20 protein-coding genes are annotated in these 21962 nt (G+C 46.6%); 11 read left to right on the plus strand and 9 right to left on the minus strand.

The window, feature by feature from the left end:
- The first annotated feature begins 7 nt into the window (after positions 1-7).
- The 4 genes from NIES593_RS00795 (at position 8) to NIES593_RS00810 (ending at position 4134) form a co-directional block, all read left to right on the plus strand.
- Complete coding sequence (locus tag NIES593_RS00795; RefSeq protein ID WP_073597771.1) at positions 8-607, plus strand: low-complexity tail membrane protein; 600 nt, start codon at positions 8-10, stop codon at positions 605-607.
- A 241-nt stretch (positions 608-848) separates the two neighbouring features.
- Positions 849-1976, plus strand: a complete 1128-nt coding sequence (locus tag NIES593_RS00800; RefSeq protein WP_245817197.1) for a hybrid sensor histidine kinase/response regulator — start codon at positions 849-851, stop codon at positions 1974-1976.
- A 152-nt stretch (positions 1977-2128) separates the two neighbouring features.
- A complete protein-coding gene (locus tag NIES593_RS00805; protein WP_073597773.1) occupies positions 2129-2911 on the plus strand; it encodes a hypothetical protein in 783 nt (260 codons plus the stop codon).
- 86 nt (positions 2912-2997) lie between these two features.
- Complete coding sequence (locus NIES593_RS00810; RefSeq protein WP_073597774.1) at positions 2998-4134, plus strand: roadblock/LC7 domain-containing protein; 1137 nt, start codon at positions 2998-3000, stop codon at positions 4132-4134.
- Between the two features lie 5 nt (positions 4135-4139).
- On the opposite strand, the gene NIES593_RS00815 is transcribed toward NIES593_RS00810, so the two are convergent.
- The gene (locus NIES593_RS00815) at positions 4140-5657 is read right to left on the minus strand and encodes an ammonium transporter (RefSeq protein WP_073597775.1); all 1518 of its coding nucleotides are present in this window, start codon (positions 5655-5657) and stop codon (positions 4140-4142) included.
- Positions 5658-6124: 467 nt separating this feature from the next.
- Here NIES593_RS00815 and NIES593_RS00820 point away from each other — a divergent pair, with 467 nt between their 5' ends.
- From NIES593_RS00820 to NIES593_RS00830, 3 genes are all read left to right on the plus strand, one after another.
- Positions 6125-9238 (plus strand): peptidase domain-containing ABC transporter, encoded by a 3114-nt coding sequence (locus NIES593_RS00820; RefSeq protein WP_073597776.1) that lies wholly within the window; start codon positions 6125-6127, stop codon positions 9236-9238.
- Between the two features lie 640 nt (positions 9239-9878).
- Positions 9879-11546 carry a beta-barrel domain-containing protein gene (locus NIES593_RS00825; RefSeq protein ID WP_083602255.1) on the plus strand — a complete coding sequence of 556 codons (1668 nt, stop codon included), beginning with the start codon at positions 9879-9881 and terminating at the stop codon, positions 11544-11546.
- Positions 11547-11580: 34 nt separating this feature from the next.
- On the plus strand, positions 11581-11952 hold the full coding sequence (locus tag NIES593_RS00830) for a HetP family heterocyst commitment protein (protein ID WP_073597777.1): 372 nt from the start codon (positions 11581-11583) through the stop codon (positions 11950-11952).
- Between the two features lie 15 nt (positions 11953-11967).
- Here the strand turns inward: NIES593_RS00830 and pap are convergent, their stop codons facing one another.
- Positions 11968-13458, minus strand: a complete 1491-nt coding sequence (gene pap, locus NIES593_RS00835; RefSeq protein ID WP_073597778.1) for a polyphosphate:AMP phosphotransferase — start codon at positions 13456-13458, stop codon at positions 11968-11970.
- 98 nt (positions 13459-13556) lie between these two features.
- On the opposite strand from pap, the gene galE reads away from it, so the two are divergent.
- The gene (galE, locus tag NIES593_RS00840) at positions 13557-14561 is read left to right on the plus strand and encodes a UDP-glucose 4-epimerase GalE (RefSeq protein ID WP_073597779.1); all 1005 of its coding nucleotides are present in this window, start codon (positions 13557-13559) and stop codon (positions 14559-14561) included.
- Positions 14562-14703: 142 nt separating this feature from the next.
- On the plus strand, positions 14704-15135 hold the full coding sequence (locus NIES593_RS00845; protein WP_073598033.1) for a hypothetical protein: 432 nt from the start codon (positions 14704-14706) through the stop codon (positions 15133-15135).
- A gap of 129 nt (positions 15136-15264) precedes the next feature.
- On the opposite strand, the gene NIES593_RS00850 is transcribed toward NIES593_RS00845, so the two are convergent.
- The 4 genes from NIES593_RS00850 to NIES593_RS00865 all read right to left on the minus strand — a co-directional run bounded on the left by NIES593_RS00850 (position 15265) and on the right by NIES593_RS00865 (position 18789).
- Positions 15265-15657 (minus strand): metal-sensing transcriptional repressor, encoded by a 393-nt coding sequence (locus tag NIES593_RS00850; RefSeq protein ID WP_073597780.1) that lies wholly within the window; start codon positions 15655-15657, stop codon positions 15265-15267.
- A gap of 149 nt (positions 15658-15806) precedes the next feature.
- Positions 15807-16556, minus strand: coding sequence for a DUF1995 family protein (locus NIES593_RS00855; RefSeq protein ID WP_073597781.1), 750 nt, complete (start codon positions 16554-16556; stop codon positions 15807-15809).
- Positions 16557-16637: 81 nt separating this feature from the next.
- Positions 16638-17846 (minus strand): cysteine desulfurase family protein, encoded by a 1209-nt coding sequence (locus NIES593_RS00860; protein ID WP_073597782.1) that lies wholly within the window; start codon positions 17844-17846, stop codon positions 16638-16640.
- A 76-nt stretch (positions 17847-17922) separates the two neighbouring features.
- Positions 17923-18789: a shikimate dehydrogenase gene (locus tag NIES593_RS00865; RefSeq protein WP_073597783.1), complete on the minus strand. Its 867-nt coding sequence runs from the start codon at positions 18787-18789 to the stop codon at positions 17923-17925.
- Between the two features lie 267 nt (positions 18790-19056).
- On the opposite strand from NIES593_RS00865, the gene NIES593_RS00870 reads away from it, so the two are divergent.
- On the plus strand, positions 19057-19335 hold the full coding sequence (locus NIES593_RS00870; RefSeq protein WP_015144698.1) for a YiaA/YiaB family inner membrane protein: 279 nt from the start codon (positions 19057-19059) through the stop codon (positions 19333-19335).
- A gap of 97 nt (positions 19336-19432) precedes the next feature.
- Here the strand turns inward: NIES593_RS00870 and NIES593_RS00875 are convergent, their stop codons facing one another.
- From NIES593_RS00875 to NIES593_RS00885, 3 genes are read right to left on the minus strand one after another with little or no spacing between them, the layout of a single operon-like run.
- Positions 19433-19858 carry a ferredoxin gene (locus NIES593_RS00875; protein WP_073597784.1) on the minus strand — a complete coding sequence of 142 codons (426 nt, stop codon included), beginning with the start codon at positions 19856-19858 and terminating at the stop codon, positions 19433-19435.
- Entirely contained in the window at positions 19858-20244 is a 387-nt protein-coding gene (locus NIES593_RS00880) for a DUF1257 domain-containing protein (protein WP_073597785.1), read from the minus strand. Before NIES593_RS00880 ends, NIES593_RS00875 begins: the two co-directional genes overlap by 1 nt.
- A 56-nt stretch (positions 20245-20300) precedes the next feature.
- A complete protein-coding gene (locus tag NIES593_RS00885) occupies positions 20301-20516 on the minus strand; it encodes a DUF2997 domain-containing protein (protein ID WP_073597786.1) in 216 nt (71 codons plus the stop codon).
- Positions 20517-20810: 294 nt separating this feature from the next.
- On the opposite strand from NIES593_RS00885, the gene bioU reads away from it, so the two are divergent.
- Complete coding sequence (bioU, locus tag NIES593_RS00890) at positions 20811-21806, plus strand: (S)-8-amino-7-oxononanoate synthase BioU (protein ID WP_073597787.1); 996 nt, start codon at positions 20811-20813, stop codon at positions 21804-21806.
- The last annotated feature ends 156 nt before the right edge of the window (positions 21807-21962 follow it).

The following is a 21962-nucleotide window of genomic DNA, read 5'->3' on the forward strand; positions in this document are numbered from 1 at the left end:
AGGACAAATGACAAAATCATTTCGCTGCGAACCATTTTTGTGGGTTCATTTAGCAGGGATTGCGATCGCGCCCCTACTTTTACAAATCGTTTGGTTGGGATTGGCAGTGGGCGATCCCCTGCCCTTCGTTTGGCTGGAGTTGCTGTTTCTCACCATTGTCGGCATCGTCCCCGTATTTTGGATGCAATGGCAGCGTCCTTTTGATATTTTTAGCCTTCTGCTCGTGGCCCTCAAACCAGAAACCTTGTCCCAACAGCAGCGACAAATCTTGAGCCAACTAAAAACCAACAAACAGCGAATCTTGAGTCTGGTCGTCGCTCTAGGAATGTTCTGGGTGCTGTGGCAACTCTATCGACTTGCCCCCCTAGCCGCGATCGCTGCCGCCGCTTTGCCTCAGTGGCGCATTCTGGGATTGTCAATCGCGGGCTTGGCTTTTTTGGCAAGCAACCTGTTCGTCCAAGTTCCTGTCAGCGTTTTAGGAGTTCTGGCAACCAGCGAGCAACAGCTTAGCGCCACAGAACCGTTTCCAAGCGAACAAATTCCCCAACAATTTACCGTTCCCGGGTTTAAAGTAGACAAAATTTTACCGACCTTAGCCCTAGATTAGCAATCGTTAAGCTCGCAATACGCTAAGCTAAAACCGATATGATAAATATTTAGCAACCAGAACGATTGGGACTCGATAAATTTAGGTTTGATGCCTCTAAATCTATTCACCGCTCACTGGTCGCTTATGAGCCAGCGTCGCCAGAGGAGATTGGATTTGGGCGCCACTTGCTACAACGGATAGTCCCTCCGCAACGCAATGGCTCCCCACGAGCGACTGGCAAATCCGAAGGATCCCTCAAGTGAGTCAATCCGCTCGTAAAGATAAGATTCTCGTTGTCGATGACTCTCCAGAAAATTTATTGCTGGTGGAGAGTATTTTGCAACAAGAGGGGTATGAAATCTTCCCAGCCAAAGATGGATGGGCTGCCCTCGCTCTGGTCAAACAATTTGCCCCTCACCTCATCTTGCTAGACGTAATGATGCCCGGCATGGATGGCTTTGAAGTGACCAGGCGCATTCGAGAAGATCCCAGCCTGCCCTATATTCCCATTTTGCTGATCACGGTTCACGACCGACCGAGCGCAGTGAAAGGGTTAGACATGGGGGCAGACGATTTCATTCGCAAACCCGTCGATGTAGACGAACTGCTAGCGCGAGTGCGATCGCTGCTGCGGCTCAAGCACAGCGTCGATCGGCAAGAACAGATGGTAAAGGTACGCGAGGACTACATGTCTCGCCTAGCCCACGACCTACGTGCGCCTTTATTCGCTGCCGAGCGCGTGCTAGGCTTATTGAAGCAGGGAGCTTTCGGAGACCTATCGCCTCCCGTTCTAGAAGCGATCGCCATATTAGCTCGTAGCAACCGTAATTTACTGGAGATGGTCAACACGTTACTGGAAGTTTATCGCTATGAATTCGCTCAAAAAGCGTTGGACTTTGTTCGAGTCGATCTGGGAACCTTAGCCGAAGAAGTGGTTCGAGAGTTGACCCCCTTAGCCAACGAAAAGGGACTCTCCCTAACCTTGGAGTTAGACAGCAAAGACCGATCGCCCTCCAACCTTCAAGTTCTCGGCGATCGCCTGGAACTGCGCCGATTGTTGACCAACTTAATTGACAACAGCATCAAATTTACCGATCGCGGCTCGGTTCGAGTGCGCCTGTACCAGTCGCCAAAGCGATCGAATTCAGACGAGGTAGCTAAGGCTTGGGCGATCGTGACCGTCGAGGATACCGGACCCGGCATCTCCGCTCAAGAGCAGCAGTTCCTCTTCGATCGCTATCGCGTCGGAAAACACAGACGATCTGGAAGCGGTCTGGGACTTCACTTGTCTCGCCAGATCGTGGAAACCCACCAGGGAACGATCGAAGTCAGTTCCGAACCGGGACGGGGTAGTATCTTTATCGTTCGCCTACCTGCAATAACTTAGACCAAGCATTCCCTTGGCGATCGCGACGCGAACAATTTCTAGAAATTATTATTTCGTCAGGAAGATAGCCGTTTCGGGAACGATTTTTAATTAGCTTGTAGATCTTTACCAATAACTCCGCATCAGTCGTTCAACTAAAACAAAATACAGCAATGACCAATAGCTCAACCAAAAACGATCCAAAAATTTATAGCTTGCTCAGTATTGGTCAACGAGGAGTAGGTAAGACAGTTTTTCTGATCGGTAGCTGTACGGAACTCTACACCAACCAATATCAAGAGAACGGTCAGCAAATATGGTTCGATTGTGAAGAGCCGGAAATTCAGCAAACTTTTGAAAGCATTCTCCGCCAGACGACTCAAACGGGTCAATATCCGTCAGCAACGATGAAAATTACCAACTTTGACTTCTCTCTTAAGCTGCGCTCCCTATGGGGAAATAAAACCCTATGCCAATTTCGCTGGTGGGACCCTCCTGGAGAATCCTGTCAAATTTATAATCCAGCCTTTTTAATGATGGTTTTAAACTCGGACGGTTACTGCGCCTTTATCGACGCCTATAACCTCGTCGAGCGAGCCAATGACCCCAAAGCATTAGCCCAGAGTTTCGAGCTAGTGAAGTCGATCGCCGAGGTGCTCCATAGCAATAATTTAGAGCATCCCCTAGCTATTGTTTTAACCAAATGCGATCGGCTTCGGCTCGACTCGCAAGACGGTCAGATCCTCGATCGAGGGATTCAGCCACTGCAAGCCTTTTTAGAGAACCTTAAAATTAACTATCAAATCTTTTATTCCTCAATTCCAATCGTTGCAGGCGATGATGGATTTGACCTCAAAACCTCAGAAACGGCAAAGCCCATTCTTTGGCTAATCTCCAAACTGAGAAACACAGAAATTTTCAGTTTGAATGGCGACATTATAAATTCAGTAATCTAATCTTCATTCATAATTTTTTAGCTAGAACCAGACTATTTGGTTGTTAAAAAATCTTAAGCGCAACTCGTTAATCATCTATATAAATCATGCCTTTGCTCGTCGGTCAAATCGTTTACACTAGCTTTCCTGGAATAGGATTTAAATCCCTTGTCAGTCAACAAATTCCTTTAGACATTCAACAAGCGTTTATTCAACAAGTAGTTTACAAGCACTGGGATACTTACAACCCGCCAAAAGCAGGCTATAAAGCGACTTATTTGTATCAATTCTCCGCAGATAAGACTCTATTTGGCTGGCTGTATAATGAAGGAACGGACGAACTGGGAAGGTCGAATATTCCCTATTGCATTGGCTATTATCTAGCAGGGCTTTTAAGTACCGTTCAACTAGAAAACATTTTGACATGCTTGGATATCGGTCCGGTAACGAGCGTCGATCGCCACAATCCGCCAGCGAGTTTAGAGAATATTATCATTCCCGATTTATGCAACTATCAACCCGCTCGCAGTGGAGTGGCAATTTCCTCAGACATGCGCAAGCAAACCCATAAAGACCTGTTGCAAAAAAAATTGCTCAATTTGTTCGTTAGTTGCGATGAAATGGAAAAAGCAGCCTCTCGCGATCGCGCCATTAATCGCGAGGCAAGTCTCCCCATAAAAGCCTTATCGCCAGCAAGTTCGGAACTGGCCTTGGTCGAGGGGCAGTCGATGAACCCCTCCAACATTGAGAGAATCTTACAAGAGTTGATGGCAAAACCCATCGGCATTCAGGGAGTTGCCTTGGTTTCTGCCGAAGGACAGCCCATCATCCCGACCATTGGCATGGATAAAAATAGCTCCTTAATTATGGCTGGTAGCATGCTTTATTTAGCCAAAAGCACCCAGGACGAATTTCATTGGCAGGGAATTGAGACGATTGCCGTTCGCGCCCAAGAAGGTCATGTTATTCTCGCTTACTGCCATCCCGACGTTTTTCTACTCGTTAAGGCGGGTAAAGCATTGAGCGGCCTTTTAGATGGCGAAATCAACCGCACGGTAGAAAAACTCAGAGTCGCCCTGCAACCCCTTCAAGATTCTCCAGTTCGAGCACAACCCGAAGCGCTGCCGCAATTGCCGTCAGAAGTCTTGCCGAAAATCGACGAGGTTTTATACGAATTCAATGCTGAAGCCTCGCCAGCCAACGACGACGAAGTTAGATACAGAGGCCGTCGGACGAACCTATGAGTCAATTAAGAACCAGGCGGTGGCGGCATGCGTCGAGTTAGCAAAGTACGCAGCGATCTGGGCGGTAAATCTTGCTTGACCAAGAAATCGTTATAAGCGTGGAGTCCGTGCTCGCTAATATCCAATCCCTTCAGTTCTGCGTCAAAGGAAACTCTCATCCCGACTATCCATTTGATCGACGACCAAGCAAGCCAGCTCAAAATCGTCGTCAGAAGACTGATAGAGGCGATTCCCAGCAGTTGCACAAACAATTGTCTCAGACCGGCAAGACCGCCTCCGATTAACAATCCCCTCGCTGGTCCCTCTTCATAGAGAATGAAATTGGGATTGAGGTTAACGCCGGGTCCGAGAGCAAATAGGGCAACGGCGAGCGTTCCCCAGATCCCTCCTACTAAATGCACCGCAATCGCTCCCACGGGATCGTCGATTTGCAACTTGTCGAAAAAGTCCACGGCAAAAACTACCACCACGCCGGCAACGAGACCGATGACTCCTGCCCAGCCGATAGTGACAAAGCGACAAGAGGCGGTAATTCCAACTAAGCCCGACAAAACCCCATTAATCGTTACCGACAAATCGGGCTTGCCGAAATACCACCAAGAGGTGACGGTAGCAGCAATTCCTCCCGTCGCAGCAGCCATATTGGTGGTTAAGAGAACGTGGGTAATGACATGAGGTTCGACTGCTAGGGTGGAACCTGCATTGAAACCAAACCAACCCAGCCAGAGAATCAAGCCGCCTAGCGTCGCTGTCGTGAGGTTGTGACCGGGCAGTGCTAGAGAGTTTCCATTTTGGTATTTGCCGATTCGCGGCCCGAGCAAAACTGCCCCGACTAAAGCCGCCCAACCCCCTACGGAATGAACGACTGTAGACCCTGCAAAATCCCAAAATCCGAGTCGATGCAACCAACCGTTGCCCCAAATCCAGTGTCCGGCGATGGGATAGCCAATGCCAGCTAAAAAAAGACTGAACACAAAAAATGCCAAAAATTTGATCCGTTCGGCAACCGCACCAGATACGATAGTTGTTGCTATTCCAACAAACCCCAAATGAAAGAAAAATTTGGCTTGCAGCGGTATTCCCGCCCAAGCCAAAGAACTGTATACGCCTTGATAGGAAATTTCTGTTCTGGGGCTATTATCAGAACCGCTTAAAAAAAATCCGCTCGTGCCAACAATCGGATTGCCATCGCCGAACATCACGCCAAAGCCAACTGCCCAAAATGCAACGGTAGACAAAGCAAAAACGATAAAATTTTTCGCCAAAAGGTTCACCGCATTCTTTTGACGGCAAAACCCGGATTCGAGCATAGCAAAGCCAGCATTCATAAAGAAGACGAGACACCCTGTAAAGATTACCCAGATCGTGTCTAGTCCAACTTTCCACTCTCGCAGACTTGCTTCTAGGTTTGCAGAATTTAGCGATTGAGCGGCAGCACTTGCTATGCCGATCGACCAGAATAAGGTTACTAACAACAAGCAAGCTTGCCAACTTAGAGGTAATCGATTGTTTGAGAGCTTCAATTCGTTAACTCGTCTTGCTTTCGTCTAAATACGCGGGATTTTATCAGTTTGCATCCGGAAATCTAGCCAGTGCTACTGTAGTAGGAACTATAACTCATCTTAAAGCGCTTGACCTCGTTTGGGTTGAAAATTTCACACTTCGGTTGCAAAAGCTGAGTTGAACAGAGAAACTAAAACGCGCTGATACAAGACGTTGCTTCATGAGTAAATTTAACAGTTTTTTTAAGCTAGTTTTAATCCTGTTTAAAGATTCGGTAAAGAGAGCCGCAAATTACCTACCGCCTCTTGACAGTTCAGTTGCAAATTCATTAATACTAAGTCTAAATAGACTTTTTTGAAAAAATGTCAAGATTCAAATCAGAGGTTATTGATTTCAATTAATCGGTCGATTAGGAGAAAAAATGTAAACAAAAAATAATTTGCTTTTATCAATGGTTTACCAACTGTGACGAAGAGACTTGACAATGATGAAACCGCATTCGGAAATACAACAGCCAAAGCCATCGCTTGATAGTACTGCGGCGATTCTGCCGCTACTTCTACAGCAAGTCAAAGGTCACAGCCATACCGCTACGTCAATTCCCGAGTTAAGTAAAAACTTTGAGATTCGTGACTTTCAGCTAGGAGATAACGTTGAGAACATAGCAGGGAATGAGAAACCTACTGCTACTAACGAGCAAAAGACTAAAGATTTATATTTAATTTGTCAAGGACGAGTGAGGTTGCTGAGTTTCGATCCTCACAAAAAACGAGAAGTCCCGACTCAGTTGTTAGCAGAAGGAGAAACCTTCGGAACTGACTCTCTTTTTAGCGAGGTGGTTTTTCCCTATCGAGCGATCGCGGCGACGAATTCCCTGCGAGTGGCCAAAATTGCAGCTGACAAACTTTTGCCTTGGCTGGAACAATTGCCCGAACTGAAAGAAAATTGGTCGAGCGAGGCAAAAAAACGGCAAGCTCTCATCTTCTTCAGAACCCTAACCGAATGGCGATCGCTCTCCAGCCACCGACTACAACACATTTTTTCCTACTTGACCCAAAAAAAGATTGCCGCTGGAGAATCCCTCGCTAAAGTCGCTCCCGCGCAGGCAGGTCGTTTTTGGCTGCTTGGCGGTCGGGTTGAGAATCCGACGCTAGAGGTCGGCAGTTCCTGGGGACATCCAGACCATACGCCAGACGGTGCATTTGCCAGAACCGATTTGCTAGCCTATCATCTCCCTCTCGAACATTGGGAAACGGTTCGCGCGATCGTTACCTCCAAAGACAAACCCGCAGGCGCAAAAGCTTTTGCTCCGGGAGCGATTGCCGCCTCTAGTCCGAGTGACGGCAACGTCGCGCCAGCGCCATCATCTACCGATGAAAACGCTCCTCGCTTGAAGCCCCAGCCAAAACCGTCAAAAGTCGAATTCCCCAAACCGTTGCAGCGTCGTTTCCGCGCCTGGAATCGCTATCCCCATAACGATCAGCAAAGCGCTGCCGACTGCGGGGCAACTTGCTTGAAAACGATTAGCCAGTACTGGGGAAAACGCCTCAACCTCAATTTTCTGCGCGATTTAACGGGAGTCGGGCGATCGGGAGCTTCCCTGAAAAACTTGGCTAAAGCGGCTGAGAGCCTCGGATACCACGCGCGACCCGTGCGAGCAAGTCTCAACAGCCTCGCCTCACAAAAAAATCCTTGGATCGCCCACTGGCAAGGCGATCACTATATTGTCGTTTACCGTATCGGCAGCGATCGCGTTCTGGTTTCCGACCCCGCCAGAGGTAGGCTCTCTTTGAACCGCCAAGAGTTTCTCAGAGGCTGGACCGGATATGCCTTGCTGCTAGATCCGACCGAGCACCTGGAGCAGCTCAAAAACGAAAAACCCTCGCTGGGGAGATTTTTGGGATTATTAGTTCCCTATCGCTCGGTTGCCTTCCAAATCATTTTTGCATCTCTACTAATCCAGATCTTCGGCATTGTCACGCCCCTGTTTACCCAAATCATTCTCGACCAAGTGGTTGTCAACAAAACGCTGACGACGCTCCACGTTTTTTCGATCGGCGCGCTGCTGTTTGGGATCTGGGGAATCATTCTCTCCGGCATTCGGCAGTATTTGGTAAGCTATCTCTCCAATCGCCTCGATCTGAGCATGATCGGCGGCTTTATTCGTCATGCTCTGATGCTACCGCTACGGTTTTTTGAAGACCGCCACGTGGGAGATATCATTACGCGGGTTCAGGAAAACCAGAAAATCCAACGCTTTCTCATCAGCCAAGTCGTCTTGGCGTGGTTGGATTTTCTGACGGGATTTCTCTATTTGGGGTTGATGTTGTACTACAACTGGCAATTGGCTTTGCTAGTGATAGGTCTCGTTCCCCCGATCGTTATTTTGACCTTAGTCGCTACTCCCCTGTTGCGCAAGGTTTCGCGGGAAGTCTTTAATAAATCCGCCGAACAGAACTCTTCTCTAGTGGAAACGATTACTGGAATCGGAACGGTCAAGACCACCGCTTCGGAACGGGAGTTGCGCTGGCGCTGGGAAGAACATTTAACGGGTTTCTTGAATGCTCAATTTCGCGCTCAAAAACTGGGAATTAATTTACAAACGGCTGGCGGATTGATAAATTCCATCGGCAATACCGCTTTGCTGTGGTATGGAGCGATGTTGGTCATTCAAGACCAACTGACGATCGGTCAGTTTGTTGCCTTCAACATGCTCATCGGTAAAGTCCTCAGTCCCGTACTCTCGCTGACCAATCTCTGGGATGAACTGCAAGAAGTTCTGATCTCGGTAGAACGACTCAACGATGTCTTTTCTGCCGAACCGGAAGAAAGTTCGGAAAACCCCTTATTGCCTCTGCCGACTATTAAAGGCGAAGTGCGCTTTGAAAATGTCACCTTCCGCTATAACGAAGACGACGATCGCAACATTCTGCAAAATATTACCTTCACGGTCAAGCCCGGACAGACGATCGCGATCGTTGGGCGCAGCGGTTCGGGCAAAAGTACCTTAGTCAAGCTACTGCAAGGTTTATATCATCCCAACAGCGGGCATATCTCGATCGACGGACACGATATCCGTCACGTTTCTCCCCAATCGCTGCGATCGCAACTCGGTGTCGTGCCGCAGGAATGTTTCCTCTTCTCTGGAACGATTTTGGAAAATATTACTCTCTATCGACCGGAATATAGTTTGGAACAGGCGGTCGAAGTCGCTAAACTCGCGGAAGCCCATGCTTTTATTCAATCGATGCCTTTGGGATATAACACCAAAGTCGGAGAGCGTGGGGCAAATCTGTCCGGCGGACAGCGCCAACGAGTCGCGATCGCCCGCGCACTGCTTGGAGAACCGAGAATTCTCCTGCTCGATGAGGCGACCAGCGCTCTCGATACGGAGTCGGAGAGGCGCTTTCAACAAAATCTCGTTCGTCTGTGCCGCAATCGCACGACTTTTATTATCGCCCACCGTCTCTCGACCGTGCGTAACGCCGATTGCATTTTGGTACTCGATCGAGGCATTCTAGTCGAGCAAGGAAACCACGAAGAGTTGATGAAGCAGCAAGGGCTTTACTATCACTTGGCACAACAGCAACTCGATCTTTAATAACTGCATTTGCTGTTAGTTTAATTAACCGATTAGAGTAAAAGAGGAGAAACAATAAACAAAGATATCGAACGCCAGTGATTATGTAAGTTAGATTTTAATTTTTACTAAAAAATAACGACGATTGAACGCGAAAAACTGAAAATATCTCGACTGATATTTTTAGAGAAAAAGCTTTTTTATTTAATTTGGCTATTTATGAATATTAACAATTTCGTTATGAAAAACTGCCAACTTGGCAGACAATTTTGGATAAATTGTATATCATTTTCTGTATAGAAGCTTCCGCGAATATACGGAAATTTGCTTGACTGAAGGCGAAAAAATTAGTATAAATAAGCAAAGAAGGTAAAAGACTCTAAAAAATCTATAAAAACTCAATGTAAAAAAATCTCTAAAAAATCTGTCTGAAATCAACAATAGGATAAGTTTTTTCTCAGATGGAAGTAGAAAAGAGCGACAAAATCCTCTTCATCCATAAAGCTAAACCGAAACCCGACCGACTACAAACTAAAAGGTTAATTGACATGCTCTTAAGCAAAAGACAGGAATGAACTGAGGTATAGTGGCTTTTCTACTCGGCATGACATCCATTTTTAGAGCGGGCTAGTGAAGTCAATTAATAAGGTTAGTAGGAACTATGAAATTTCCCCCCAAATCATCTGGCACGAGCCAAACTCCTGCTGAAATCTCAAATAGCAGCGATCCCAAGCTTCCTCCCGATCTGTCGGTTGAACAAAAAGTAGCTTCTCGACAGGAATCCACATCGCTCTATGGAGGAGTAGCTGGGTCTATTCCAGTCGCTAGGCTTCCAGGTCCCACTAGTTCGCCAAGTCCTAATCCCTCATCGACGGCGGATACCAAATCCGGTCGTTGGTCACCTTCGGTACAGTCGGTGTTAGACCAACCACCCGCCAACCTGCCCTTGCGCTTTATTTTGGGGGGAGTAGCATTTTTTGTGGCTTTCGGTGCTTGGGCTTGGTTCGGCACGATCGAAGAAGTCGGCAAAGCAACAGGAAAGCTGGTGCCAGAGGGGGCAACCTACAAAGTTCAACCTGTAGGTTCCGGGAAAGTCAGTCGTATTGTCGTCAAAGAAGGGCAAGAAATCAAAGCCGGACAAATCGTTGCCGAACTCGATACAGATTTGGCTCAAAAAGAACTCGAACGACTTAAGGAAGCACTCTCTTCCTATCAAAACGAAGTTACTCAAAAACAAAGCTTGCTCTTACAAGCAGAGATGGAAGCCAAAACTCGTGCCGAGATATCCGCAGCCGAACAACTATCCCAGCGATCGGCGATCGCCCTAGCCAGAGAAAAAGCATTAACTACCCGCCAACTGATCGCTCAGCAACAGTCAGAACTACGAGCCTATCAAAGTAGAAGATATCACCTACAACCAATTTCAAGTACGTCTCAAGAGTATCTCGATCAACTCAAGAATGAGCTGACGAGCAATCAGGAAAGGCTAGATCGGTTAAAGACTTTAGAAAATGAAGGTGCGGTTTCCAAAGAGTTCGTTTTTCAAGCAGAACGGGAAATAAGAGAAATCGAGCAGCGCATCACCCAAACTAGGCTGCAAGAAGTGACCAACGTCAGCGAAAAGCTATTTGATGCCGACCAATCGCTGCGCGATTTGGCATCTCGCCTAACCGAAAACCAAGGCGCACTGGTGACGAGAAACAAAGAAGTCGAACAACTTGAGGCTCAACTGGCACAAAAGCAAGCAGAAGCCAACACTATTCAAATCCAAGCCCAACAGAAAATCAAGCAGCTCGAACTAGAAATTGCCCAGACAAAAGCTAAGATTGCAGATACCAGAAATCAAATAGCGGCTGCCCAAGCTAAACTCAAAGACAACTATCTCAAGGCTCCCGTCGATGGCGTGGTTCTGTCTCTCAATCTCAAAAATCCCGGCGAAGTACTCCAACCGGGGCAAACTGTTGCCGAGATTGCTCCCCACGGAGTTCCTCTCGTTCTCTCAGCCGTCATCCCAAACAGAGAAGCGGGCTTAATTAAGACCGGAATGCCGGTACACGTTAAGTTGGACGCCTATCCCTATCAGGACTATGGGGTTATTCCCGGTGAAGTGACCGTTATCTCGGCAGATGCTAAACCCAACGAACAACTCGGTCCGGTTTATACGGTAGAAGTCAAACTAGAGCGCGACTACGTGACTGACAACCAGCACAAAGTCCAATTCAAAGCCGGCCAAACTGCCACCGCCGATATCGTCATTCGTCGCCGCCGGATCGCGGATGTTTTATTAGATCCAATTCGGCAGCTTCAGAAAGACGGCATGGATCTTTAGAACTAACTGACATCGTTGAGGAGAAAACACGACAATGAACCAACCATTCGCCTACAGCCAATCCAAGCAAACCAAGGCTATGACGAACGAGCAGTTCGAGCAAATCGTCGAAGCTATTATGGCTGGAAAATATTCTTGGGCTTGCGTTCTCATTCTACGCTTCGCTGGATACAATCCCCTTCATTACATTCCCTACCGTACTTACAATCGATTGCTCAAGGACAACTGCTTGCAGAGTAAATCAACTCAAGAAGCTCCCTCAGTCGTCAAACCCAGCCAAGGTTTCTCCCAAGGGCGAGTCACGCAAATCGAGGATCTCAATCATACCGAACAAGTCGATCGCGACAGTACGAAAGTTAGAGGCGGCATGGGCATGGGAATTTTTCAGAATTTTTGGTTGTTTTAAGGGCACATCAACTCATTATCGCTTTTTCAATTCGGCTTTAATCGCCTCAATAACCGTTTCGATAACCTTGACGCGGGCATAGTACTTATCGTTGCCTGCAACTAGCGTCCAAGGGGCAGATGGAGTACTGGTACGCGCGATCGCTTGATCGATCGCAACTGCATAGAGATTCCATTTATCGCGGTTGCGCCAATCTTCTTCGGTAAGTTTGTAGAGTTTAAAGGGATTATTTTGGCGTTCTTGAAAGCGTCTTAGTTGTTCTTCTGGGCTGATATGCATCCAGAACTTCACTAAAACATAGCCGCCATTGGTCAATTGGGCTTCGAACTCGTTAATCTCCTGATAGGCGCGTCGCCATTCGGCTTCTGTAGCAAAACCTTCGATTCTCTCAACTAGCACGCGCCCGTACCAGCTACGATCGAAAATAGCGATCGTTCCACCGCCAGGAATTCTACGCCAAAAACGCCAGAGATAGTGATGGCGCTTTTCCTCGTCCGTAGGCGCAGCAAAGGCATTAACTTTGTAACTGCGGGGATCTAAAATGTCAGTCAGTCGCTTGATTGCACCTCCCTTTCCAGCTGCATCCCAGCCTTCAAAAATAATCAAAACTGGGAGATTGATTTGGTGGATTTTTAACTGAAGCTTGCGCAACTCGACTTGTGCCTCGCGCAATCGTTTTTTGTATTCGTTTTTGTCGAGTTTCAGGCTTAAATCGACCTTGGCTAGAAAATCGGGTTCAGTGGGTAACAGATGCTCTTGCGGCTGCAATCTGGGTGTCTCTACCTGAGGGATCTGGAGTCGATCTAAAGCTTGGGTAATGGTAGCCACTAATTGAGTCAGCACTTTGACCCTTGCCCAGCGCTTACAGTTTCCTTCTACCAACGTCCAAGGAGCAGCGCCAGTACTGGTATAGGTGAGCATTTCTTCTGCTAGGGCAGAATATTCTTCATACCGTTTTGCTTGCTGCCAGTCTTCCGGACGAACTCGCCAGGAGTCGAGTTCGTCAGAGGCATATTTTTTAATGCGGCTTTTGAGTTCTTTGCGCCCCAGATGAATCCAAAATTTGGCAATCGCAGTTCCATCATCGACCAACTGCCGCTCAAAAGCATTGATATCCCTCATTAGCAGAGGAACTTGGGTGTTAGAAACCCGATCGAACAGCCGATCTTCGAGAACGTGAGTGTACCAACTGTGATAGAAAAACGCCAGACTGCCTCTCGGGGGAAGTTTGTGCCAAAATCGCCATAGAAAAGGATAGCGTTGCTCTTGGGGAGAAGGCGGGAAAATGGGATGAACCGCAAAACCGCGCGGATCCATATAATTCACCATTTTTTTGACTAATGACCCTTTTCCGGCTGCCGCCCATCCTTCTAATACGACAATTACGGGTAATTTTTTATCCCAACAGGCTTTTTGCAACGCCCGCAACTGACGCATTAAGTCTTCTATTTGAGACTGATAGGTAACTTTATCTAAGGCAAGATCCAGATCGAGAGTGTCTAGCATTTTCCAGCGATCGTGATGATAATGTAGAGATGAATTATTCAGTATAAGTAAAATTTCTAAGCCATCGCGGATAACTAATAATTAATAAAGGAGTTCTGGTGTCATTAGTTAAACCAACAATTCTCGTTACGGGCGGGGCGGGTTATATCGGCTCTCACGCCGTCCTCGCCTTACAAAAGGCAGGCTATGAAGTCATTGTTCTGGATAACTTGTCCTACGGTCATCCAGAATTAATACAAGAGGTTTTAAAAGTAGAACTCATTGTTGGAGATACGAGCGATCGCGCTTTGCTCGCCAATCTCTTTGCTAGCCGCGAAATCGCTGCCGTAATGCACTTTGCCGCTTTTATTGCCGTTGGAGAATCGGTAGTCGAGCCTGCCAAATACTATCATAACAACGTTGTTGGCACCCTGACCCTACTGGAAGCCATGCTCGCTGCCGGAGTCAAAAAGTTTGTCTTCTCTTCTACTTGCGCCATTTATGGGATGCCGAAAGAAGTTCCCATGACCGAAACTCATCCCCACGATCCCCTCAGTCCTTATGCAGCGAGTAAGGAGATGGTAGAAAGAATTCTCGCCGATTTCGATGGGGCTTATGGCTTAAAATCCGTTGCTTTTCGCTATTTTAATGCCTCCGGTGCCGATCCGAGCGGTTTGTTGGGGGAAGATCACAACCCAGAAACTCACCTCATTCCCTTGGCTTTATTAACCGCTTTAGGAAAACGACAATCCCTATCGATTTTTGGCACCGATTATCCTACTCCCGACGGAACTGCTATTCGAGATTACATTCACGTGAGCGATTTAGCCGACGCACACGTTTTAGGATTGGAATATCTATTGGCTGGCGGCAATAGCGACGTTTTTAATCTGGGCAACGGCAATGGTTTTTCCGTGCGAGAAGTAATAGATACCGCAAGGAAAGTAACGAGTCGAGAAATTCCCGTCGTCGAGAGTCCTCGTCGGGCTGGCGATGCGCCGATTCTAGTGGGGAGCACCCAAAAAGCCAGAGAAATTCTCGGCTGGAATCCTCAATATGCAGATTTGACTACCATTGTCAGTCACGCTTGGCAATGGCATCAGAAGCGCCATGGAAACAGTTAACCTAAAGATTGGATAGCTGATGACCGATGACTAAAACAATCCCAATTGACAATTGATTGTTATGCACGGTAATTCAAGCCAAAATTATTCATAATTGCCAGCGATCGCTGGTAACGAGCGAGCCACTACAATGAGATTAGTTATGGCTAATTTAGCGCAAAAATTTTTAACGATCTGTCTAAGTGCGACCGTAGGTTTCTCGACCTTCGGTTGTGTGGAAACCAAATTTTCTCAATGTCAAAAAATTATTGAAATTACAAAAAATATTGCCAAAGAAAGCCAAAATAATCGTCAAACAACCGATATAAAGAAAGTTCTTCAAATGGCAGATACTTTTGAAGAAACAGCTGAAGAGATGAAGAACCTCAGAATTCAAGACGAAAAACTAATGCAGTATCAAATCGGTTTTGCTGAAGTATATCGCGGTAACGCTCAAGCAACTCGCGAATTTGTCGATGCCTTGCAAAAAAAAGACATTGCCAAGGCAAAGTTAACTCAAAAAAGAGTGCAACAAATAGGTAAAAAAGAACAAGAATTAGTCAGCAATATGAATAGTTATTGCCAAGGAAACTGAACTAAGGACGGAGAGTAGAAGTCGGAAGTCGGAAGCCGAGGAAGTAGGGGAAGTGTGGGGAGTATGGGGAGACTTTTGGGACGGGGAGACAATTAACTACCAACCACTAACTACTAACTACTCGCTAATTTAGGGCAAAAAGCGATCGAGGGCGGCTTTTAACTGTTCGATCTCTTCATCAATATTACCCTCATCGGCAGCACGGGCAATGCACTCGCTCAGATGTTCGTCTAAAATCAGGCGCGCCACGCGATCGATCGCGCCGCGAACGGCGGCAATTTGGATTAATACTTCAGGACACGGACGGCTTTCTGTCACCATTGTCTTAATCCCGCGTATGTGTCCCTCTATACGAGACAGTCGATTTACAATCTGCCGCAGAGAAGCCTCGCTATGAACGTGAGGCTTGCCTTGCTCTTCATGAGTGTGGACGCGATCGCCATGCTGATGAGCGTTCTCTGACGGATGCAAAATTTTCTGCGGACTGGAATGAGTTGAATTGGTCAATGGCTTAGCTTCCATTCTTCACTCGATAAGGTGTGTAGCGGACATGCTACTAAATTCTAGTCTGACATAGATCGTAGGAGTGGGGCTAAATTAATTTTGTTTTGTTGTGGGGCAAACCGCTTTTTTTCGCGATCGATTAGTGATTAGTAGATAGATAGTCTGTGCTATTGACTTAGAGCGCGGAAGAATCGTTGCATATTAGTTAGTAAACCGGGTTTTTTCGGTTTTGGTGCCTGGGCATTCTCGTTCTCATCGCTGTTGCCCGTTACAGCGCCAGCGATAAGTAAATCTAGCCTTTCTCCTGCGGGTTTTTGGGGTTCCTCGGCAATTAGCTGATAGTCTTCCTCTCCCTCTAGCCAGACTTGCCACAAAGATGGATAAGAACGTAGCACGACAGCCCCTTCTAGAGGTCTAAAGTAGTAAGAGGATTCTAAGGTACTAAGGAAGCGTTCTCTCAGTTGGCGGGCAGCCAAACCAATTCCAACAACGGAAACGTCTTCTAGTTGGGGTATGAGGAGAACGACGGGGCGATCGCCTGCCAAATTGCAAAGTTTCTCAACCGAGTTGACTTCGATCGCCGAAGGAGAGACGACTAAGAAAGCCGTATCTTCTTCCGATATCTTCATATCTACCGGGATAAAACGACTCCCCAAGTCGCTTACTTGAAAAACGGTCTCTCCCCAATCGCGACGTGCCAAAGCTGCCGCACCCGTATCGGGAAATAAAACCCTCAATCCAGAACCATAGTCTTCCAAAAGGGAAGTAAATTCTAGGGCAAGCGATTGGGCTTGCAGGGCAATTTCTGGGACGACCAATTCTACTTGGATGCGCCCGCAACCGGCTTCTAGAGCCACTTTAGTCGCTTCTTTGGCTTGTTCTACAGCTTCTTCTAAGGTTGATGGAACTTGAGGCATAGTCGGTTATCAGTTATCAGTTTATAGCGTTCGGTTTCTGGTGTGGCGATCGCTGCATGTTAGTCGCCAAGGAATAACTGCTTAATGTCCAGTCGTTACTAATTGAGGCATTAATCGATCGAGAACTTGTTTGAGTACCATTGCCGTCCAATCGATATCGGCTTCGGTAGTTTCTCGCCCCAGAGTCAGACGAATTCCGCCTAACGCTTCCTCTCGAGTAAAACCCATCGCTAGCAATATAGGGCTAGGAGATAGTTTCCCGCTGTGACAAGCCGAACCAGAACTAATTCCAATTCCTGCTAGGTTTAACTGACGTACTATGGTTTTTCCCGTAATTTTTTCTTCTCTGACTCGATTGTGAGGATCGCTGACGATAAAGCTAACGTGGTGCGGCAGGCGATACAATCTGTCTCCGGTAGGAATGAGGTAAGGACAGTCGGCTAAGCGATCGAAAAGGCGATCGCGCAATTCAATTAACCGACGGGCTTCTGTTTCTATGTCGGCGGCAGCCAATTCGGCAGCAACGCCAAATGCGGCAATGGCGGGAACGGCTTGCGTTCCCGATCGCAAGCCTTTTTCTTGTCCGCCACCGCCGAAGAGGGGAACTAATTCTCTACCCTCGCGCACGTATAATGCCCCAGCCCCTTGAACCCCATAGATTTTGTGGCTGGAGAGAGAAAGCAGATCGACTGGCAATCTCTGCACGTCGATAGGCACTCGTCCGGCTACTTGAACGGCATCGGTATGAAATAGTACGTTGCGATCGCCTTTGGCGCTGCGCCCAGCGCAATCGCGGACAATTTGAGCGAGTTCCTCAATCGGTTGTAGCGTGCCTACTTCGCTTTGCCCGTAAATAATTGACACCAAAACTGTGTTTGGCTGTATGGCTGCTTTTAAATCGAGAGGATTTACTCTGCCGTAGCGATTGACGGGCAGTCGAGTTACTTGCCAGCCCCATTTTTCGAGCAAGTTAGCTGGTTGTGCGATCGCCGAATGTTCTGCGCTGGAAATAATCATATGTTGAGGCGTTTGATAGCGACGCGCTACGCCCATCATGGCGAGATTGTCAGCTTCTGTCCCACCAGAGGTAAAAACAATGGATTCGGGGTTGGGGGCGTTGATGAGATTGGCGACTTGAATTCTAGCGGTTTCAATAATTGTTGCTGCTCTCTCTCCCCAAGCGTGCAAGCTGGAAGGATTTCCCCACTGCTGCGCGAGGACTTCTTGCATCTTGGCAACCACCTCCGAGCGTGGAGGCGTTGTAGCACTATAGTCAAGATAAATTTGCATTTTTTTACACTTTGAGGCGCGTCCCTAGAACGCTAGGTCTTATTTAATAACTTAGCAAACTTGGTTAAATCTCTAGTTAATGTTCTAAATATTGTCGCAGCGATCGCCGCATCACATCGACGGGAACTGGTTGTTGCAACCAAATTTTTAAGGCGGATGCACCTTGCTCGACTAACATCTCTAATCCGTCAATCGCTTTCGCGCCTCGTTCTTTTGCTCGTACTAGAAATTGGGTAGGGTTAGGCGTATAAATAAGATCGTAAGCGATCGCATCGGTTGGCATTTTTTCCATCACCGCTGCATCTACTGGAGATTCATTCACTTTTGGATACATTCCTACAGGAGTTGTATTCACTAACAACTTTGTATCCGATACCAGTCCGGCTAATTCCGACCATTCATGAACTTCTAGGTCGGCTTTGAGAGCTGAATTCTGCCAACTTTGTTTAAATTCTTCCAACTTAGCGCGATCGCGTCCTACAACGCGAATTTTTGGACATCCTATCTCTGCACATCCGACCACAACAGCTCTCGCTGCACCCCCATTGCCTAAAATAATCGGGGTAACTTGCGTCCAATCGCGATCTAATTCTTTTAAAGGAGCTAAAAACCCTTCTACATCGGTATTTGTGCCGCACCAACCCGTTTCCGTGCGCCAAACGGTATTAACTGCCCCTACCAGTTGCGCTGCCGCAGAAACTTCCGATAGCAGAGGGATAATAGCTTGTTTATGGGGGATAGTAATGTTAAACCCAACGACTCCGATCGCCTCAAAACCCGCGATCGCTTTTTCTAAATCCTTTCCTTTGACTGGAAAAGGAACATAGACATAATTAACCCTCAAATGCGCGATCGCTGCATTGTGCATGACTGGCGACAGCGAATGTTCGACGGGATCGCCAATAACTCCTAATAGTTTAGTTTTACCTGTAATTAGTTGCATTTAAATTAATTTAAGCATCAGGAGATGTTTACAATCTTAGTATTGCTAAACCAACAAAAAAACACAACAAAAATCTACTCATACATCGTCCAGATAACTTTCTTAGCGCTTCTGCGTAAGATTTTATTTATCCTTTTGAATAACGATCGCATTATCGATCGAACAATCCAGTTAATAAACTGTCACTTCTTATCCTTTCCCCCTCAAGCCGCCATTCATAAAATTGAAATAATTTGGTCAAGCAGAATTTTTTAGGACAAAGAAGCAATGAATAAACATAACATCGTCCAAGACCACAGTTCGGCTTGGGTAATGCAAACCTGGCTATCTTTTATTATTTCTGTAACTGCTACCTCGCTTGGAATTATTTATTTACCCGTCGATGGTTGGACAAAAAGCTTTATGGGAATGGGATTAGCTTTTACGGTTGGCTCTACAATTAGTTTGGCAAAAACTCAAAGAGATTTACATGAAGCAAAAAAAATCACGTCTAGAATCGAGGAAGCCAAAGTCGAAAAACTATTAGCAGAACACAATAATCTTTAATAAAAAACCTCAATGGAGATAAACCATTGAGGATTTTTTGAATAGCAGAGCTATGTAAATTAGCCTTTTTTATCTTGTTCGATTTGATGGATTGAATTTAATGATTTGCTTGTTTCTTGAGTTTCTTAGCAGCGATCGCGCGATTCTTTTGAGGAAATCCAAGTTGCTTGATCTCTTGGTATTTTCGTTCTTCTTCTAACTCTTTTAGTTTGCTGTAATCGACCCAGTGAATGCAATCCACCGGGCAGGTATCGATAGCTTCTTGGATTATTTCTTCCAAATCGCCATCTTGATTAAAAACTCGCGATCGCCCGTACTCCGATTCGATGTAGAACGTATTTGGGGCAACGTGAGCGCAGTGTTTGCAGCCGATGCAGGTGATTTCATCGACGTAAACGCCTTTTTGCCGCAGTGCACCCCCTAGTTCCGGCTCGAATCCAGATCGTTCCGGGACCTCTCGAAATATACCCCCTAGCTCCGGCTCAAACCCAGATCGTTCGGGGGCTGGGGAAAAGTCAGCCATTAGGCACTCCAGCGTTGGACGACTAAACGAATAGAACCATCTTCATTTTTTTGCTGTTCTGCAATCTGGAATCCTTGCTTAACAGATTCGCTTACTACGGTATGGAAAGCATATCTCTGAGTTACTTTTCTCAAGAAACCTTCCACAGATAAAGGTTGCTGCCAGTATTGCAAATCGGCAACCAACTCATATTCGTTTCCGTTCCAGCTAAAACCGATGTCGTGGTTATTGTCTTGTTCGATTACAATTTCAGCTGTGCGGGTTTGGCCTTGATATCCTCTGACGGTCGTCGGTCCCTCTTTCCAATCAATTCCCAGATCGGTCAGGGCAGCTTTGAGGGAGGTTAGGTTACGAATTTGGGTTTTGATATTGCTAAAGTGCGACATAATCCTAGACGATTTGATTGAATTGGATTTTAGAAAAGGTAAATTTGAGAAAAAAATTACCAGTTGCTAAAACTAGCCTGATTAGTAGCTCTAGCTGACTGGTTGACGGATTGGGAGTAATATTCGGAAGTGTTCTCCTGGGAAACCACCTGTCCGAGTTGAGTTTCGATCGCCGCAGTCACCTCTTGACAAGAAGACCCAACGATGCCTGTCACAGTTTCTTTCACTCGACCATCGGGATAGATAATGAACTCTAAGGTTTCCATATTCATGTTCGATCCCTTCCTACTCCTCTATTTTTAGCTCTGCTGTTTTCTAGGAGACGACTATATTGCTTTGCTTAGCCCTATACAATAATCTTGAGCAACCGTAGCAATATGAATCAGATTTTAGCAAAATTTAATATTTACTGAGACATCTACTTTTATTGTTTGTAAGTTTCGCTTAACTTTTCATTTCAGTCAAGAGCAAAAAATTCTCAAAAATGTGGACTGCAACAAAAATATACAGATCGAGCTAGCAGCAGCCTTAGATAATAAAAATCGGTCTAGGTAACGAGAAGAGAAATGATGAGCACAGACAAAGTTATCCGAGTAGGGGTTTTAGGGTTTGGAGGATTAGGACAAGCGGCTGCCAGAGTTCTCGAACCTAAGATAGAGATGAAATGGGTAGCAGTTGCCGATCGCAAGGGATATGCTTACAATGAAACGGGCTTGGATGGAGATGCTTGTATTGCCGCCTGTCGGGATAAAGGATCGGTGGGATATGTACAACCCTACGGAATGCTCGCTAGCAATAGCATTCAAGAATTACTAGCCAAGGCAAATACAGACGGTTATTTCCTCGCTTTGCCCAACCTCCCAAATACTTTTATGGCAGATGTGGCGAGGATGTTTATTCAATCCGGTTGGCGAGGCGTGTTGGTAGATGCGCTCAAACGTACCAGTGCGGTAGAACAATTATTGCAGTTGCGAGGCGAACTACAAGCAGCAGGCATTACTTACATGACGGGATGCGGGGCAACGCCAGGACTGCTAACGGCGGCAGCAGCGCTTGCCGCTCAAAGTTATGCAGAAATTCACAGCGTTAAAATTACCTTTGGGGTAGGAATCGCTAACTGGGAAGCTTATCGGGCAACCATTCGCGAAGATATTGCCCATTTACCAGGCTATAACGTAGAAAAAGCCAGGGCAATGAGCGATGCTGAGGTAGAGATGCTCTTAGAAAAAACCAATGGAATTCTGGCGCTAGAAAACATGGAACATGCCGACGATATCATGTTAGAGTTAGCAGGAATTTGTTCGCGCGATCGCGTTTCGGTTGGCGGTGTCGTCGATACCCGCAATCCCAAAAAGCCACTCAGCACCCATGTTAAGGTAACGGGACGGACATTCGAGGGCAAAATTTCCACCCATACCTTTACGCTAGGCGACGAAACCAGCATGGCAGCTAATGTTTGCGGTCCTGCTTTCGGCTATCTTAAAGCTGGCATTGCTTTGCACCGTCGCGGAATTTACGGGTTGTTTACCGCCGCAGAAGTTATGCCTCAGTTTGTTAAGTAAGTGGAAAGTCACCTAGATTTTAGGAGCGCCGACATAACACTGGTATGCTTGTTCGGAGCTTGCACTACTTACAGAATAATTAAAGGTTCGGTCTGGTAAGATCGAATCTGTAGTGCGTTCTCGTAGCGTTCGCGTAAGCGCATGCGTCCCACTCGA

It is taken from the genome of Hydrococcus rivularis NIES-593 (assembly GCF_001904635.1).
Taxonomy (GTDB): Bacteria; Cyanobacteriota; Cyanobacteriia; order Cyanobacteriales; family Microcystaceae; genus Hydrococcus; species Hydrococcus rivularis.